Origin of the sequence: Bacillus sp. B15-48 (assembly GCF_016879755.1) — a bacterium.
GTDB lineage: Bacteria > Bacillota > Bacilli > Bacillales > Cytobacillaceae > Mesobacillus_B.
On sequence record NZ_WOFU01000003.1, the window covers coordinates 124189 to 141908 of the forward strand.

Genomic DNA, 17720 nt, shown 5'->3' on the forward strand with positions numbered 1-17720 from the left:
ATTCACATGAAGGATTGTAAAATAGATACATAAACTTGTAGTGCAGACCTAATTGGAACGTAAAAATGATTTACTAGAAAGGAGATTCAAATGAAACATTATTATATGTATATTAATGGTAATTGGACAGGGGAACTGCTAGAAAAGATTGAGGTAGTTAATCCTGCAAATTCTGAGATTATTGCTACTGTACCTAACGGAAAAACAATCGAGGCAAAAAAAGCTGTAGACGCAGCATATGATGCTTTTACAACTTGGTCAACCTTTTCTGCTTACGAACGTGCTGAGATTATTTGGAAATGGCAAAAATTAATCGATGAAAACAAAGAGGAACTAGCCAAAACAATGACGCAAGAACAAGGAAAACCTTATAAAGAAGCATTAGGTGAAATCAATTATGCAAATGGATTTGTATCATGGTATGCGGAGGAAGGAAAAAGAATTTATGGGGAAACAATCCCAGCGACAACAAGAAATAAACGACTTTTTGTTCAAAAACAGCCAGTTGGAGTAGTTGCTGCAATTACCCCTTGGAATTTTCCAGCGGCAATGATAACCCGAAAGATCGCACCAGCATTAGCCGCCGGCTGCACTGTTGTTGTGAAACCTGCAAAACAGACACCCATTACCGCACTCAAGCTTGCTGAATTAGCCGATAAAGCTGGTTTCCCAAAAGGTGTAGTAAATGTGGTTACCGGCAATGCCAGCGAAATTGGTCGAGCATGGCTAGCAGACACTAGAGTGAGAAAAATAACATTTACTGGCTCAACGGAAATCGGTAAGCAATTAATGAAGGGCTCAGCTGAAACAGTGAAAAAGATTTCCCTTGAACTCGGTGGTCATGCTCCAGTCATTATTTTGAAAGATGCAGACATTGAAAAGGCGGTAAATGGTGTAATGGCATCTAAATTTAGAAATGCAGGACAAACATGTGTGTGTTCAAACCGAATCTATGTACACGAATCAATTGTGAAACCTTTTACGGAAAGGCTAGTTGAAAAGGTTAAACAACTTAAAGTAGGAAATGGCCTTTCAGAAAACGTTGATTTAGGTCCGCTCATTGATGAGCAAGCAATTGAAAAAGTAACTCAACATATTAATGACGCAATTAACAAAGGAGCTAACGTGGAAATAGGAGGCCAGGTCATAGAAAATCTTTATTTTGCTCCTACAGTGTTATCAAATGTAAAAGATAAGATGCTTTGTATGCAAGAAGAAACTTTCGGACCACTCGCTCCCATTACTACGTTTAATACAGAATCAGAAGTGATTGAACGGGCGAATAATTCGATTTTTGGGCTTGCAGCTTATGTTTTCACCGAGAACATTGCACAAGGGATCAAACTAACCGAAGCTTTAGAGTATGGAATTATCGGGCTTAATGATGGTCTCCCGTCAACACCGCAAGTACCGTTTGGTGGCTTTAAACAAAGCGGATTAGGTCGTGAAGGCGGTCACTACGGAATCGAGGAATTTTTAGAAGTGAAATATATTTCTTTAGGACTATAAATACTAAAATGGACGGACTGTAACTAGCTGAGTTACAGTCCGTCCATCATTTAGGGGTCATACCACCATACTAAAAGGTATTAGATGTTTTAATCATCTTTTTCTTAATTCCAATACATTGTTTTTAAGAAAAACTTTCAACAAAATCGCGCCAAGGAATGCACCAACTAATGAACTTAGAATAAAAGCAGGAACAAATCCGAATAATGTTGCTTCTTGACCGAAAATTAATGCCGCAATCGGATACGAAGCTAATGCACCAAGAATTCCTGTGCCTACCACTTCACCGAAAAAAGCCATATATATTTTCTTCGTTTTCATAAAAATTAAACTAGCGAGTAAAGCACCAAATACACTTCCTGGAAACGCAAAAATTGAACCAGTCCCCATTAGATTTCGTAAAAGCGATACACCGATCGCTTGAGCAACTGCATAATAAGGTCCTAAAAGCACAGCGGATAAGACATTTATGAGATGCTGTACCGGAAAGGCTTTTGCAAACCCTAAAGGAATAAAAAATAAATGACTTGAAAGCGTTCCAATAGCAATCAGCATGCCTGTTAATGTTAGTTTTTGTGTTTTTCCCATTCTCATTTCTCTCCCCCATAAAACCTATTACAAAATGTTAGCTACTACTTACATAGAGTGACTTCTCGCCAATAGTTCTCCGTTAAAATAACGATCGATCATAAATCCGTATATTGATGCTAGTATTTGTTGAAAGAGCATACCAATTACAACAGGGACAGCTACAGCTGGTGGAAAATAGGCAACTGCTAATACGGCACCAGCACTGATATTTCTCATTCCGCCTGTAAATGTTAATGCAATTACAGTTTCTCTATCCCCTATGATTAATTTTGCCGCAAAAAACGAAAATAAATAACCTGTTAAGGCAAGAAAAAATACAGTGCATGTAATCAATACTAATTTAATATCGACATTACTTAAATATGGAGCAACTGCAGCTCCATTAATCATGACTACAACCCCTAGTCCAATCTTTGAAAAGGGAGCTAACCGCGGACTTAGTTGTTCCTTTGCTTTTCCTTTTGTCACGTGATTCATTATCAGTCCTAAAATAGAGGGAAGGACGACCATCCAAAATAGACCGTTCATCATACTTAAAACATCCATTTCTACTCGTCCACCGATTAGTAATGATAAAGTCAATGGAACAATAATGGGTGAAAGCAACGTGTCAACTAGGATGATTGCCAAAGTTAACGCAATATTCCCTCGATAAATCGTCACCCATATTAAACTTGAAATACCTGTAGGAATTGCCATTGCCAAAACGACCCCGGTAATCGTTAAATCATCGCCACTAAATACAAGATGACCAACTGCCCAAGCCCAAACTGGCATTAAAAAGTGCAAAATGATTAAAATCATAAAGAGTGGAAGCGGATGTTTTAATGTTTCCTTAAAGGAATTCAAACTAGAGCGAAGGCTCCCTGAAAAGGTAATAAATGCAAATATCCACGGAATTAAGTAAGTGAAATCCACTAAAAGATTTGCAAAAAGGACACCGATTATCACACTTGATGGAGTGATGATTGGCATAAGTTTTTCCAATGTTTTATTCAACTTGATGAAAATTATAATCACTCCTCTCAACCATGTCCATAATAAAATGAAAAAAGCCAGTTAATGTAACTGGCGGTAGCTACGTCTATTAATAATAATACATCAATTTACAATTTTATAGGTAAATAATTAAACGCTAAATTATATAATATTCTGTCTTTTCGACGTGTTATCAAGGTTGATTTGGCTAATTTCCTTATCCAACAATTCTAAATCCTCTTTCCTAGCTAAGTAAATGTCACAATGATGTTCGTTCAAATAATAAATGAATTTTTTACTATTATTCACAAAATAAATATTATACGGTCTATTGTCATTCATCCCTTCATGAAAGGAATCGAGTGAAAGCTCACAAATAATTGTTTTTAATAAGGCCTCATACCTTATATCGTTTTTTCGACAAGGAATAATAAATCTGTGAAGACAATCCTCTTCTATACAAACTATACTTGGCCGGAGATAGGAATGGAGCTTATAAACGATATTCCTGCGCTTAATGTATTTTAAGTATACATTTAAAGACTTTCGATCCATATATAATTCATTTTCAAACGGGCAAACATCAAAAACGAACAAGATATCATCCTGTTCTTGAAACACTAGGTCAAAGAGATTATTGACACATACCAACGCTTCATCTTTGCTCATCTTTTCTTCTCCAAAATCTATTCGAAAACTATTTTCCCATCCTTCATAAAAATTAGGGGACAGTTTTAAACCACGAAAGTACTCCTTTAAAAAGGAATCGAGTACTTTTATCAATTTTCTCCCTCCATTCATTTTAACTAAATGAAATAATTAATTCATGTATAGCTTATATAAAACAAAAAAGAACCTATTCATTTATAGATTCTCTGTCGTTTTGTTCAATTTTCTTAATTGCTCTAGTTTTTCCGTTCGGATTTGTTCATCTATCCGATAACGTTCATCAAGAATTTCTTCTAACAAACAACTCTTTTCTTGTGCTGATAATGGAAGTCCTTTAATCATCTGTCGACATTTCCATAAAAACTCAGTATACATGTCCCAAGATTCATCAAATTGCAAGGAAAGTTGTTTCTTTAACATCCTAGTAAGCTTGGGACTAGCCCCATTAGAACTAACAGCTATTTGAAGGTACCCCCGTTGAAATGAGGCCGGAAACAAGACGTTTCCATCCGTTGCTTCATCCACTACACATACAAGTTGTTGTGGTGGCAATAATTGTGCAAGTGTACGATTCGTTTCACGGTCATTCGTTGCGAGGATAACTAACATTGCCTCGGTTAAATCGTCAAGCATAGCTTTACGTTGAACCATTGTATATCCTCTTTCATTTGATAATTCAATTATATCCGACGAAAAATGCGGGGAAATAAAAGTGATATCTGGTTGATCAGTAGCTAAAACCCTTGCTTTGTTGGCAGCTATCTTCCCTCCCCCAACAATGACAACCTTTTTCCCTTTTAAATCAATCATCAATGGAAACATAAGCTCCCCCCTCGTCAATTGCTCGTTGGAATACGATATTTTCTATAGCACTATGTTCGCCTAAAGGACCTGTTTGAACGATTAGTTGGCCCTGTTTCTGTCGCTTACTTACCTTTTGGTTTATTGCTGATAACAAAATTCCGGAAAATAAAAGATATGGAATGACAATGATTCGATTACCTGCTACCTCTGAAATCGTTTCAAGAGCTTGATCGAACTTTGGTTCAGTTGCAGCTAAATAACCTACTGATATATTATCTATTCCTAATCGATTTTTAACTCCCTCAGAAATTTGCGAGAATGCTTCATGAACGGTTGGGTCACTACTCCCTCTTCCAACAATTAGGACACTGTCGTCTTTCTTAACCTCACCGACAGTCTCACTTACGACTTCGGCAATCGCATTTAATATCTCCTCTTCAACACCGAAAGGATCCTTAACAATAATTTCAGTATCAGGATAATTCTTTTTTATAGAATATAGGATTTCAGGAATGTCTTTTTTAATATGGCCAGCAGCTAACAGGAAAAGAGGAACAATGGTAATTTCCGTTGCTCCTCTTTCGACACAGTGTTGAAAGCCATCTTCTATTGAGGGTTCACTTAATTCAAGGAAACTGAGTTCCTGAATCGGTACATGAAGACGTTCTTTTACCTTTTGGATAAATGATTTTACTTCCTGAACCCCAATCTTTGATCTTGTTCCATGTGCAATATAAAGAATGGCCTTCATCAAACTGCTCCTTTCCGCGTGAAAATTCATGATAGCAAATTAGATATATAGAATGGTACTGTGCTTTATTATATAATATTTTTTTTCTGTAAGTAACTCAATACTTGGTTAACTGATTCTTCTACTGATTGTTTATCTGATTGAATCGTAATTTCTGGATGGTTTGGTGGTTCGTATGGAGAGTCAATTCCTGTAAAATCTTTAATTTCGCCCCGACGAGCCTTTGCATATAATTGTTTCGGGTCACGCCGTTCACACTCGTTAAGTGGGCAATCAACAAAAACCTCAATGAACTCCTCTTTTTCAAATAATTCCCGCACCTGATCACGATCCGAACGGAATGGTGATATGAAAGCAGTTGTGACAACTTTCCCACTATCAACGAACAGTTTAGCAACTTCACCAATTCTGCGAATATTTTCTGTTCGATCATCATCTGAAAAACCTAAATCCTTATTTAACCCATGACGAATATTATCCCCATCTAATACATATTCATTAATTCGTAGTTGAAATAACTTATTCGATACCGCATTAGCAATTGTTGACTTTCCTGAACCAGAAAGACCTGTAAACCATAGTACACAGCTGCCATGACCATTTTGTGCATGTCGTTCAAATTTGGTTATTGTCGCTTCATGCCAAACAACATTTGTAGATTTCCCCATCATTCATTTCCCCTTATACTGATGTTTTTTCGCGCATCCCTTCAATTAACACTTCAACGACTTCTTTACGACTAAATGTAGATGGCGGAAGTTCACCGGCACGCAACATTTCTCTCACTTTTGTACCAGATAAAATCACACGATCTTCTTTCCCATGAGGGCAAGTTTTATCTGACGCCATGCCTTCACATTTTGTGCAATAGAAGCTATGTTCGAAGAATAGCGGCTTAATGCCTAACTCTTCTTCCGTAAATTCACTAAAGATATATTGGGCATCATACGTACCATAATAATTTCCGACTCCTGCATGATCCCGGCCGACGATAAAATGGGTGCAGCCGAAATTTTTTCGTGCAATTGCATGAAAGATTGCTTCTCGAGGTCCAGCATAACGCATCGCTGCAGGATAAACTCCAAGCTGAACACGTTCTTTCGGATAATAATTTTCTAAAAGTACACGATAGCTTTTCAAACGGACATCCGCTGGAACATCATCAGATTTTGTTTCACCGACTAGTGGATTGACAAACAATCCATCGACCGTTTCTAAGGCAGCTTTTTGAATATACTCATGTGCTCGGTGAATTGGATTTCTAGTTTGAAAGCCAACGATTGTCTTCCAGCCTTTTTCAGCAAATAAGGTACGGGTTTCTTTTGGCTCGAGCCATACATCTCCGAATACACCTTTTTCTGATTTTTTCACTAAAATTACATCCCCAGCAACATAAACAGAGCCTCGTTCAAATAAACGTTTTACTCCAGGGTGTGCGCGATCCTCAGTTTTATATACTTCCCTAGCTTCTTTGTTAAGATCTGGTTCATATGTTTCAGCAACAGTTATTACTCCAAAAACTTCATTATTATAAGTGAGCTTGTATTTCTCACCAATTTCCAGATTTTCACCTATATCAGAAGAAACAGGCAATGTTACTGGGATCGACCAAATCGTATTATCTTTTAAACGCATACGATCAACGACTGATTCGTAATCTTCTTTACCAATAAATCCCGTTAAAGGGCTAAATAGTCCTACTCCTATTAATTCCAAATCACTTAAAGCAATGGAATCAATCGCAATTTCTTTTTCTATTTTTGTTAAATCATATGATGGATTATAGAGCTCAACTAATTTCCCACCATGTGGTTTCGGTAACAATGACATACAAATCAATCCTTCTTCCATATTTTTTATTTATTAGTTCTTACCTAAATCAATTTTTGCCATCTCTTCCTTAGCAGACGAACGTTTCATTAAAAATAGCAATCCAAATACTGAGATTAACACCCCAAGTACGGCAATTACTGGATACATATTATTTTCAATCAGCAACTGAATGAACGTATATGATAGAACCATTGACAGCACAGGAGAAACAACCCAAACTGTCAAAAGTTGAATAACAATGTCTTTTTTTAAGACTGCTTTTCCATCCTTGACAAACCCTATTCCAATAATTGAGGATGTGGTGATTTGGGTGAGAGGGATGGGAATACCAAAAATCGATGCTACAGTTACAATACTTGCTCCAGTTCCTGAGATGATGCAACCTTCTTCAAGCTTAAGGGTTGTTATTTTTTTACCATTTGTTTCAAGGACGCGATGCCCAAGAGCAACAGCCCCGAGAGCAACGAAAAGTCCCCCAAAAAAGAGGCCATTTTCCGTTGACATTACCCCCGCACCGACAAGTGGACCTACTGCATTAGCAACATTATTCATACCAGCTGCAAAAGCTTCAAAAACCCCCATTAATAAAACTAAAACAGAGAGGATGGGAACAGCCTTCGGAAAGTTCAACCATTTTTTTACCACTTTCGTTTTTAAAAAAGAGGACGCAACAATGGCAATGATAAAAGCAACAATTGGAGCTAACAGCCAAAACATCATAATCCAAAGCAGCTTGCTTAAGAAAATGGATTGATAGACGATTCCCACGCCTACAACCGCACCTACGGTTACTTCACTCGTTGAGAGGGGGATGCCAAGAATATTCGCTAAAAAAAGAGAGAACGCAGCAGATGCTAGAACAATTAGGGCAATTTCAACCGTTAATGTCGAACTAGGAACAATTCCATTCCCTATTGTCTTTACCACTTCCCCGCCGCCTAGCCAAGCGCCTAAAAACACTGCAAGCGCACATAGGACTAAGGCAATTCGCTTTTTCAATACTCCTGAACCATAGGCGATGCCCATCGAGGCAGCAGCCCCGCTAGCACCTATATTTATCGCAAAAAACAAGCCGATAGCTATAGCAATAATTGTAAGCGTTGGAAACCCCTCCTTTCTATTGAGCAAGCTGCACTGCTGTATTTGCCCTTATAAATGCAACCCACATTCCGTCTTGTTGCTTCCGGACCAACGTCCGGCACGAGTGTCACCGTCTGTGAGGACGGGGTTTGTACATGGGAAACAGCCAATACTAGGATACTGTTGATCATGCAATTGATTGTAAGGCAAATCTTTTTCTTTGATGTACGCCCATACTTCATCCCAAGTCCAATGGATCAGTGGACATATTTTTATATTTCCGAATTTTTCGTCTTTGTTTAAGAATTCTGTGTTTGCTCTTGTTGGTGATTGTTCTCTCCGAAGACCCGAAATCCATGCTTTTTTAGTAGATAACGTTTTGCGCAGTGGAATGACTTTTCGAATTTCACAGCATTTATTTGGTTCCCTTTGCCATAAAGCAGAACCGTACTCCTCTCGTTGCTCATCAAGCGTTATTTCTGGTTTAATCCGCTCTATCTGCAGGTCTGGAAAACGTTCCTCCATTTTTTTAATAACATCATATGTTTCTGGGAAATGAAGATCAGTGTCTAAAAAAACAATATTAGCATTAGGCTTTATTTGTGAGATTAAATCAATTAATACAATTGCTTCTGCACCAAAGCTTGAGGAATAGACGATTTCTTCATTACCGTACACATTATATGACCACTCCAGTACGTCACGTGCTCCTTTTGTTTCATTTTGAATGGAAAACTTATGAGAAATGTCGTTCCAGTCCTCATAAGTTACTTTGTTAACCATCGATAAAAACCACCTTTCTAAAAAGGCGATCTACACCCTCTTACAGGTGAAGACCGCCTCTAGTTTGTCTAGTCAGCGCGCTTATTTGATTGAAGACGAACCTTTTCGTTCTTTTCAATTTGCACTACTTTCCCATCCTGGATCACCAATGTTACTGATCCGAATTTAATGTTTTTTAACATTTGCTCCACATATTGGGATACTTCTTGCCATTCAGAAGGTTTCAGTGTAGTTCGCCCTCCCTCCATCATCAAATGTAATTAAGAGTATTATTAAAATTAATCCTACCATACCTATAGGATTTGTCAATAAAATTATTATAAATATTATAAAAAAAGAATATTCTTTTTTTACAGCAGAAAAAAACGGATAAGCTTCAACGGCTTATCCGTGTAATTAATTTTATTAACTGTATAACTCTCCCATTAGTAGACATTGTTGAAATCGTTTTGCAAGTTATAACGGTGCAATGATTCGTTTTTTATTTTTGAAATAACACCATTCTTTAAAACCAATTTCCTTTAGGCGCTTAGCTACAGAATCAAACTCATCTCCCACCCGTTCTGGATCATGAGCGTCAGAACCAAATGTAACTGCTACACCATAATGGTTGGCGAGTTCCAGAATATCGTCTGAAGGGTACCAGCCACCAACCGTTTTTGTCTTTCCTGATGTATTAATTTCAATTGCAATATCATTTTCGCCTATTACTTTTAAGGTCTTTTCAACTGATTTTGTCTGAATATCTGAAAATTCAGGGTAAAACCCCTTCATTGCATCAATATGTCCCAAAATTTGGTACATACCGCTACGAGCTGAGTCTTCAATTAATTGATAATAAATGTCCTTCGTCATTACCTTCTTCTTTTCCGCCATTCCTTTCCAGCGCCTTTTATTAAAAATACTAACACCATCTACCTGATGGACAGACCCAATAATATAATCAAAAGGAAAACGCTCAAAATAGGGACGATATAATTCTACATGTTCTGGAAAAAAATCGGCTTCAATTCCTAATAGCACTTCTATTTTACCGCTATATTCACCCTTTAGTCTTAGCACCTCTTTAACATACTCTGGAAACTCACTTTTTGGCATCGCGATTTTCGGAAAAGCTTGATCCTCTTCATAAGAAAAAAAAGGTGTGTGATCAGCAATTCCAATCACATCTAGGCCTTTATCGATTGCTGATTCGATATAGTCCTGTATCTTTCCGCGAGCGTGACCACAGCGATCATGATGGGTATGCAAATCAAATTTAACTTTTGTTTCCTTCGAGCGCATGTTTACACCTCCCAATCTCACAGTGACTTTTAAATTATTGCCTTATTTTTCTCAATTCATTCTGTTTTAAAAAAGGATGATGCATGGCATCATCCTACTTACCTATGATAGGCCAATAATCTCTCCAGATGTTGAAAAATCCATTCGATTAGCTGCAGGAACTTTTGGCAGACCAGGCATTGTCATTATGTCTCCTGTGAGAACGACAATAAAACCCGCTCCAGCAGAAACGAACATTTCTCGTATTGTGATTGTAAATCCAGTTGGTGCCCCTAGTAACGATGGATTATCTGAAAACGAATAAGGCGTTTTCGCCATACAAATGGGCAGTTTGTCAAATCCTAAATCAACAAGTTCTTTCATTTGTTTCTTTGCTTTAGGCATGAACTCCACTTGTTCAGCACGGTAAATTTCCGAAGCTATTTTTGAAATCTTATCTTCAATTGAAGTCTCCGTTTCGTAAAGAGGAGCGAAATTTGCTTGTTTCGTTTCGCAAATTTCTACTATTTTCTTCGCGAGATCAATTCCGCCCTCGCCTCCCTTGGAAAAGACTTCAGTCACAGCAACATCCACTCCAATTGCTGCGCAACGGTCCAATATTAATTGAATTTCTGCGTTTGTATCCGTAGGAAATTTATTAATCGTTACAACAATCGGAATACCGAATTTAGCGACATTCTTTATATGCCTTTCAAGATTTACTATGCCCTTTTCAAGGGCAGTAATATTTTCGTCACTAAGCTCGTTTTTCCCAACACCACCATTCATCTTTAGAGCGCGAATAGTTGCAACAATTACCGCAACATCAGGTTGCAACTCACCTGTAGTGCATTTAATATTAAAAAACTTCTCTGCCCCAAGGTCTGCACCGAATCCCGCTTCAGTCACTACATAATCGGCTAATTTTAAAGCCATTTTTGTAGCAATAATGGAGTTGCAGCCGTGGGCAATATTAGCAAATGGCCCACCGTGAACAAATGCTGGGGTATTTTCAATTGTTTGAACTAAATTTGGCATGATTGCATCCTTTAATAATAATGTCATTGCACCGGTTGCTTCCAAATCTCCAGCTGTAATTGCTTCCCCATCAAAAGTATATGCAACAACCATTCTTGAAAGTCTGTTTTTAAGATCTATTACACCGGATGAAAGACATAGGATTGCCATAATTTCAGAGGCAACCGTAATATCAAATCCACTCTGTCTAACAAACCCATCTGTATTCCCACCGAGACCGATGACTATATTTCTAAGCGCTCGATCATTCACATCAAGAACTCTCTTCCATACAACGCGCTTAGGATTAATATTTAAAGTATTTCCTTGATAAAGATGATTGTCAATGAGTGCTGCCAGCAAATTATGGGCGGAAGTAATTGCATGAAAATCTCCTGTAAAATGAAGATTAATATCCTCCATCGGAACTACTTGAGCATATCCACCGCCTGCCGCTCCACCTTTCATACCGAATACTGGGCCTAAAGAAGGTTCTCTTAAGGCTGTGATTGTTTTTTTCCCTATTCTATTCAATCCCATCGAGAGCCCTACATTGGTGGTCGTTTTTCCCTCGCCTGCCGGCGTTGGATTGATTGCTGTAACTAGAATGAGCTTTCCATCAGGCTTGCCCTCAAGCCTGTCAAGAACGTCTAATGAAACTTTCGCTTTAAACCTACCATATAATTCCATCTCGTCAGGAATGATCCCTAAAGTTTCAGCAATTTCTGCGACCGGAACCATCTTCGCTTCTTGAGCGATTTCGACATCGGTTTTCATAAAACCTCTCCTCATTATGTATACTTTTTGTGTATTTACCTATCAATTAGATTTTAACAGTCTTTGATTGCTCAAATATGACTATTTTGTGAAAATTGATTCGCTATAACAGCCATTCACCAATGATTTCAGCTGGTTTCTTCGAATGAATTTCAGTATGGAAACGCTCAAGACAGGATTGATAATTTTCCAACTCCTTTTCATTGCAAAGAATCGCCAAAATTTCTTCGCATATATTCTCAGACATTAACGGATAGACAACACCTAATTCCTTCAGTTGTTCCAAATTGATCTTTTCTTGCCCAGGCAAAGCTTGATAAATAAAAATCGGTTTTCGTTTAAATAGACTCTCAGTAATTGTCACACCGCCGGGCTTGGTAATAATTGCATCCACTTGATCATAAAGGGTGTTCATTTGCTCCATACAATTGATATAGGAATATGGAATAACATTTGCTAATTTCAATCCTTTTATTTTCTCATATAAACGTTTGTTTTTTCCGCATAAAACGATAAACTGTATCCGGTCACTTACGACTGATTCAGTAATCTGTTTTAGTAATTGTTCAATCGCTCCGACTCCAAGACTTCCCCCAGATACTAAAACCGAAGGATTCGAAGTCTTACTAGGATCAATGGGTTCGTTGAATTTTTTAATCTTGTCATGAATCGGAATTCCCGTATAATAAATCCTGTCTTCTTGGACTCCTTTTTCTTGTAAAAATCGTTGCATTCTTACTGACGGGACAAAGTGGAAATCGATCATGTCCACTCCCCATATTTGATTTATGAAATAATCTGTATACACATTCACTACCGGTATGTTTAAAGTTCCGCATTGCTTTAAATGGTTTAACATGTAGGATGGCAATGCATGAGTACAAATAATCAAATCAGGCTGTTTTTCATTAATAAGCCTTCTCATGAAATATAAAAATAAAACTTCATATAAACGGTAGCGTTTTGTAGAATCAATATTTTTATATACGGAATGTTGATAAATGAAATTATACAAACCAGGTAAAAGTTGAATCCAGCCCAAATAAATCTTTGAAACAAGTGTCTCAATCTTCCCATAACTATACGCCAATATGTCTACCACTTCGCACTTTACATTGGGTTGATTTTGCTTTAAACCATTTAGAATTGCATTTGCTGCTTGATGGTGGCCCGACGGAATTTGTAAAAAGGGCAAGAACAGAACAGATTTCGTTTTCATGATTATCACACACCTTTATCGGATGGCTTCACATTTTCCATTGGAATTCTATCCAATTATTACTTGTAAAAATGATCCTTTTTTCATGTATAATTGCAGTTATGAAAGGAGTGAATCGTCGTTGAATATAATTTTCATTTTGATATTAACGAGTTTATTAGTTATTCTTTTGATAAAAGCAAATAAAAATACGAAAGAGATAAAATTAAATAAAGTAAACGTCCACCATCATCTTACCACTCGCCCAAGATTAACGATTCTTCAACTGTCCGACCTACATCTCGAAAACATATCCATCTCCGCAACTGAACTTTACGAAAAATTAAAAGACGAACCAATTGATTTAATCGCACTTACAGGCGACTTACTTGATCGGAAACGCACCATTCCAAAGCTTGTTCCCTATTTGAAAATGTTAAATAAACTAAAACCTAGATACGGGATTTATGCGGTTTTGGGAAATCACGATTATGTGTTAAAACAGAAAGATCTACAAACACTCATTCATACACTTGAACATCATAACTGTAAAGTTTTAAGAAACGAAAATGATGAAATTTTTATTCAAGGTAAGCGAGTAAACATTATTGGGATTGATGATTTTAGCACAAACCGGAGCCATACGAACACTGCATATCAAGGCTTAAAGCAAGGAACAAATCTTGTATTGACCCATGACCCTAATATTGTACTTCATATGCAGAAATACCATTTTGATTATTTACTTGCAGGTCATTTTCACGGTGGACAAATCTGTTATCCAAAGGCTTATCATCTAGTGAAGATGGGAAAACTAGCAAGAATGAACATTATAAAAGGGTTTCATGTTCAAGATGGTAAACCGTATTATATTAGTGAAGGTCTAGGCCAAACAGGGGTAAACATTCGAATTGGAAGTCGCCCTGAAATAACCATTCATGAATTATCATTAGCTACAGCTGCCGATTATGAACTAAAAGCTATTTAAGAGCTGCCACTCGGCAGCTTTTTTTATTTTCATTTTTCCTATACAATGTCGATAATGTCTTGGTGGACATCAACAGATAACTAGGTTTATGATTCGTTATGAGCCACTTTATAGATGTATTCGAACTTGCTACCATTTCAATCGGTAAAAAAGCCATAAATTTAAACCATCTATAGATTGGATGAGATACTTCAAATACTTCAAACCCTAGGCGATGACATCCTTTATTTAATGAAGTTATCCCGATGATTCCTTTTATTTCTTGAGAACGATGATGATTTCGGACATACAGCTCGACATTTGGCAATGACTTTTGGACACCATATAAAATTTTCCTCGCTTTTTTTAACTCTCCCTTCATTTCCTGTAATTCTTTCAACAGTTTGACATTGTGAAGGTGAATTTTTACTAATAAATCATCTCGATTGATTTGTGTACCATCGGCTAAGACTAAATTTCTCCCTTTATATTTAGTTAATCGTATCCTCAAAATGTTTTCTTCACTTGGTAAACAAATTAATCGAGTAAAGAAAAAATAAATTGGGTCAATAAAACTCCAAATGGTGAGGAAATACCTTCTCATCTCTTGCCGCTCCTTCTCATTTCTAGTTTATATTTAAATATCTGAACACTAATAATATATCCAGAGATAGGTCAGCAATCCCAAAAAACAAAAGCCGCTTATATACAATTTTTGTATATAAGCGGCTTTCTTAATTCACTACCTTACAGAGTATTGTAAATTATTTAGTTTTTATCAAGCATAAATTGTGGAAGTGCAAAGCAATATTCGATGATCTCCTCATTCACATAAAGAGTTGTTTTATTTTTAAGCTTGTCCTTATTTACCTTCATATCTTGCTTTGAGCCGATGGTGAAACTCCATAATCCCCCAGGATAGGTAGGGACTACTGCGGTATATAATTTTGTTGAATGAAACAATTGACTAATACGGTGAAACGTTTGCTTCATCACTTTTTTATGGAAAATCGGCGACTGGCTCTGGCAGACCATTACCCCATCGTCATTTAGTGCTTGATACAAACTGTTATAAAAACTTTGTTCAAATAACACTTGAGCAGGACCAACAGGATCGGAAGAATCTACAATAATAACGTCATATTCACTTCGCTTGTTTTTCACAAATTCAACACCATCATCAAAAATATAATGAACTCGAGGATCGTTTAAATTTCCCGATACATCAGGGAGATGCTGTTTACAAGCTTCAACAACTAACCCATCTATTTCGACTAGATCGACTCTTTCAACCTCATCGTACTTACAAACTTCTTTTGCCGCGCCACAATCACCACCGCCAATGATTAATACTTTTTTCGGCTGTGGATGAATTAATAGCGGTACATGTGTTATTATTTCATTATAGATGTACCCATCTAAAGAAGTCGTTTGAACAACACTATCTAACACAAGCATGCGACCAAAGTCATAGGAATCCAAGATCATTACATGTTGAAACGCTGATTTCCCTTCGAAAATGACCTCTTTGATTCGGTAACTAATTTTCAAATTATCTTGTTCGTCTTCAGTTAACCATAAATCTCCGTTTTTTTCGATTAAAAAATTATGTATCATGTTCTGCCTCCCTCTCTCTTGTCATCTAATTAGATAATGATTCATTATATTTGGATATATAAACTTAAGGATAACATATGTAAATAGAAGTAGTCCTTAATTTTGATAACAGGAGAACACAGAACGAAAAACCTCCTGCATATCTCTCAGAAGGCTCCCAAACTTGTTATATTCAAGAATTAAAATGGCTTCCATTTAAGCGTACTCGCCTTGCTAAACCTCCTTTCAACTTCCTTCCAATTTACAACATTCCACCAGTTTTCTACATATTTTGCTCGTTCATTTTTATATTGAAGATAATATGCATGCTCCCAAACATCTAGGACAAGCAAAGGAATCGTATCCCATTGCGTTAAGTTTTGATGCTTTTCTGAAGTCAAAATTTCTAAACGTTGTGACCGTGGTGCCCAAACTAATATTGCCCAGCCGACAGCCTCTACATTTTTTGCCGCTTCAGAAAAATGGTTTTGAAATTTATCAAAACTCCCAAATGACTTGTTAATTGCTGTTAATAATTTTCCAGATGGTTTCCCTCCACCTTCCGGGCTCATTACCTCCCAAAAAATGATGTGTAAATAATGTCCTGAACCATGAAAGGCTGCTTCTCTCTCCCAATGTTTGATTAAGGTAAAATCATTATTATCACGTGCTTTTTGCATTTCCTTTTCAGCTTTATTTAAGCCATCGACATAACTTTGATGATGTTTTGTGTGATGCAATCTCATTATTTCCTCTGAAATAGCTGGTTCTAAAGCATCATAAGCATATGGGAGTGGTGGTAAACGATGACCACCAATAGGAATTGGCTGAAGTCGACCTCCATCTTGACGCATCTCAGCTTCCTCAAAAAAAACATTTAGTCCTTCGTATAAATTTGAGGCTCTTTCATATAACCGATTCTCATCAAGGTCGCCTTTTTCAACTTCTATTGATTGTTTAAACGAAAATAATTCTTCTTCCCATTGATGTATATCAAGATGGCCAAAATTCTCCAATAATTGTTCGCGAACCGCTTGCCAAGTCGTTTCAAGCTCTTCACACCAACTCAATAATGTTTCCCTATACAAGTTTTCCGCCACTGTCATTTCGCCTCCTAGGTTAACATCTTTAACAAAATATGAACAATTAGAGAATTTTGTGCCTATAAAGTGAAATTTCCTTCAGATGGAGTTTCCTCATTCCCCACATGTAAAAAATAGAGGAAAATTTGTTTACCGTCAATTTATTAAGATAATCTATCATTGTACAATTTATCTTATCCACACTATAATTAAACTGTTAAAAATCATCACCTAGAAACGGAGCTAACAAATACAGTGATACTAGTAATTGATAATTATGACTCTTTTACTTTCAACTTAGTCCAATATCTCCAAACAATGGATGAAGATGTGATTGTCCATCGCAATAATCAATTGTCATTAGAAGATATTAATGCACTCAATCCCAAATATATATTAATCTCTCCGGGACCAGGTCATCCAAATTCAGCAGGAATATGCCTAGACATTGTAAAAAAGTACCACGATAAGATTCCAATTTTAGGCGTTTGCCTTGGACACCAAATCATCGCCCACGCGTTTGGCGGAAAAATAAAAAAAGCAAAAATACCTATGCATGGAAAGGTTTCTCAAATCTCCCATAACCAAACAGATGTTTTTCATGATTTACCTACTCCTATGAATGTAACAAGGTACCATTCATTAATCGTCGATGAATCAAACCTCCCTAATTGTTTGGAAATAACAGCGAAAAGTGAGGATGGTGAAATTATGGGAATTCGTCATAAACATTTTAAAATAGAAGGCGTACAATTTCATCCAGAATCGATCTTAACTGATTACGGAATCAGAATGTTACAAAATTTTTTTAAGAAGGATTAG

At 36.9% G+C, this 17720-nt stretch carries 19 protein-coding genes; 3 read left to right on the forward strand and 16 right to left on the reverse strand.

Going from position 1 to position 17720, the window contains the following annotated elements:
* Nucleotides 1-90: 90 nt before the first annotated feature.
* Nucleotides 91-1509, forward strand: a complete 1419-nt coding sequence (locus GNT69_RS11125; RefSeq protein ID WP_203555055.1) for an NAD-dependent succinate-semialdehyde dehydrogenase — start codon at nucleotides 91-93, stop codon at nucleotides 1507-1509.
* A gap of 93 nt (nucleotides 1510-1602) precedes the next feature.
* Here GNT69_RS11125 and thiW read toward each other — a convergent pair whose 3' ends face one another.
* The 13 genes from thiW to GNT69_RS11190 form a co-directional block, all read right to left on the reverse strand.
* Nucleotides 1603-2097 (reverse strand): energy coupling factor transporter S component ThiW, encoded by a 495-nt coding sequence (thiW, locus tag GNT69_RS11130; RefSeq protein WP_203555056.1) that lies wholly within the window; start codon nucleotides 2095-2097, stop codon nucleotides 1603-1605.
* A 48-nt stretch (nucleotides 2098-2145) separates the two neighbouring features.
* Nucleotides 2146-3111: a bile acid:sodium symporter family protein gene (locus GNT69_RS11135; protein WP_343206496.1), complete on the reverse strand. Its 966-nt coding sequence runs from the start codon at nucleotides 3109-3111 to the stop codon at nucleotides 2146-2148.
* A gap of 129 nt (nucleotides 3112-3240) precedes the next feature.
* The gene (locus GNT69_RS11140) at nucleotides 3241-3861 is read right to left on the reverse strand and encodes a DUF3885 domain-containing protein (RefSeq protein WP_203555057.1); all 621 of its coding nucleotides are present in this window, start codon (nucleotides 3859-3861) and stop codon (nucleotides 3241-3243) included.
* Nucleotides 3862-3942: 81 nt separating this feature from the next.
* Entirely contained in the window at nucleotides 3943-4569 is a 627-nt protein-coding gene (locus GNT69_RS11145) for an NAD(P)-dependent oxidoreductase (RefSeq protein WP_203555058.1), read from the reverse strand.
* Nucleotides 4550-5302: a sirohydrochlorin chelatase gene (locus GNT69_RS11150; protein WP_203555059.1), complete on the reverse strand. Its 753-nt coding sequence runs from the start codon at nucleotides 5300-5302 to the stop codon at nucleotides 4550-4552. The genes GNT69_RS11145 and GNT69_RS11150 overlap by 20 nt, the downstream gene beginning before the upstream one ends.
* A gap of 68 nt (nucleotides 5303-5370) precedes the next feature.
* Nucleotides 5371-5970 carry an adenylyl-sulfate kinase gene (cysC, locus tag GNT69_RS11155; protein ID WP_203555446.1) on the reverse strand — a complete coding sequence of 200 codons (600 nt, stop codon included), beginning with the start codon at nucleotides 5968-5970 and terminating at the stop codon, nucleotides 5371-5373.
* A gap of 13 nt (nucleotides 5971-5983) precedes the next feature.
* Entirely contained in the window at nucleotides 5984-7132 is a 1149-nt protein-coding gene (sat, locus tag GNT69_RS11160; protein ID WP_203555060.1) for a sulfate adenylyltransferase, read from the reverse strand.
* 33 nt (nucleotides 7133-7165) lie between these two features.
* Nucleotides 7166-8263, reverse strand: coding sequence for an inorganic phosphate transporter (locus GNT69_RS11165; RefSeq protein WP_239094169.1), 1098 nt, complete (start codon nucleotides 8261-8263; stop codon nucleotides 7166-7168).
* Between the two features lie 21 nt (nucleotides 8264-8284).
* Entirely contained in the window at nucleotides 8285-8998 is a 714-nt protein-coding gene (locus GNT69_RS11170) for a phosphoadenylyl-sulfate reductase (protein WP_203555061.1), read from the reverse strand.
* A gap of 68 nt (nucleotides 8999-9066) precedes the next feature.
* Nucleotides 9067-9246: a YezD family protein gene (locus GNT69_RS11175; protein ID WP_203555448.1), complete on the reverse strand. Its 180-nt coding sequence runs from the start codon at nucleotides 9244-9246 to the stop codon at nucleotides 9067-9069.
* A gap of 208 nt (nucleotides 9247-9454) precedes the next feature.
* Nucleotides 9455-10282 carry a histidinol-phosphatase gene (locus GNT69_RS11180; RefSeq protein ID WP_203555062.1) on the reverse strand — a complete coding sequence of 276 codons (828 nt, stop codon included), beginning with the start codon at nucleotides 10280-10282 and terminating at the stop codon, nucleotides 9455-9457.
* Between the two features lie 102 nt (nucleotides 10283-10384).
* A complete protein-coding gene (locus GNT69_RS11185) occupies nucleotides 10385-12055 on the reverse strand; it encodes a formate--tetrahydrofolate ligase (protein WP_203555063.1) in 1671 nt (556 codons plus the stop codon).
* Between the two features lie 103 nt (nucleotides 12056-12158).
* Nucleotides 12159-13274, reverse strand: a complete 1116-nt coding sequence (locus GNT69_RS11190) for an MGDG synthase family glycosyltransferase (protein WP_203555064.1) — start codon at nucleotides 13272-13274, stop codon at nucleotides 12159-12161.
* A gap of 121 nt (nucleotides 13275-13395) precedes the next feature.
* Here GNT69_RS11190 and GNT69_RS11195 point away from each other — a divergent pair, with 121 nt between their 5' ends.
* Nucleotides 13396-14241, forward strand: coding sequence for a metallophosphoesterase (locus GNT69_RS11195; RefSeq protein WP_239094170.1), 846 nt, complete (start codon nucleotides 13396-13398; stop codon nucleotides 14239-14241).
* Here the strand turns inward: GNT69_RS11195 and GNT69_RS11200 are convergent.
* The 3 genes from GNT69_RS11200 to GNT69_RS11210 form a co-directional block, all read right to left on the reverse strand.
* Nucleotides 14234-14824 carry a YkoP family protein gene (locus GNT69_RS11200; protein WP_203555066.1) on the reverse strand — a complete coding sequence of 197 codons (591 nt, stop codon included), beginning with the start codon at nucleotides 14822-14824 and terminating at the stop codon, nucleotides 14234-14236. The genes GNT69_RS11195 and GNT69_RS11200 overlap by 8 nt on opposite strands.
* Nucleotides 14825-14988: 164 nt before the next feature.
* Nucleotides 14989-15837 (reverse strand): polyamine aminopropyltransferase, encoded by an 849-nt coding sequence (speE, locus tag GNT69_RS11205; RefSeq protein WP_203555067.1) that lies wholly within the window; start codon nucleotides 15835-15837, stop codon nucleotides 14989-14991.
* 179 nt (nucleotides 15838-16016) lie between these two features.
* Complete coding sequence (locus tag GNT69_RS11210) at nucleotides 16017-16916, reverse strand: superoxide dismutase (protein ID WP_481747632.1); 900 nt, start codon at nucleotides 16914-16916, stop codon at nucleotides 16017-16019.
* A gap of 237 nt (nucleotides 16917-17153) precedes the next feature.
* Between GNT69_RS11210 and GNT69_RS11215 the strand changes: the two genes are divergently transcribed.
* Nucleotides 17154-17720 carry a glutamine amidotransferase-related protein gene (locus GNT69_RS11215; RefSeq protein WP_203555069.1) on the forward strand — a complete coding sequence of 189 codons (567 nt, stop codon included), beginning with the start codon at nucleotides 17154-17156 and terminating at the stop codon, nucleotides 17718-17720.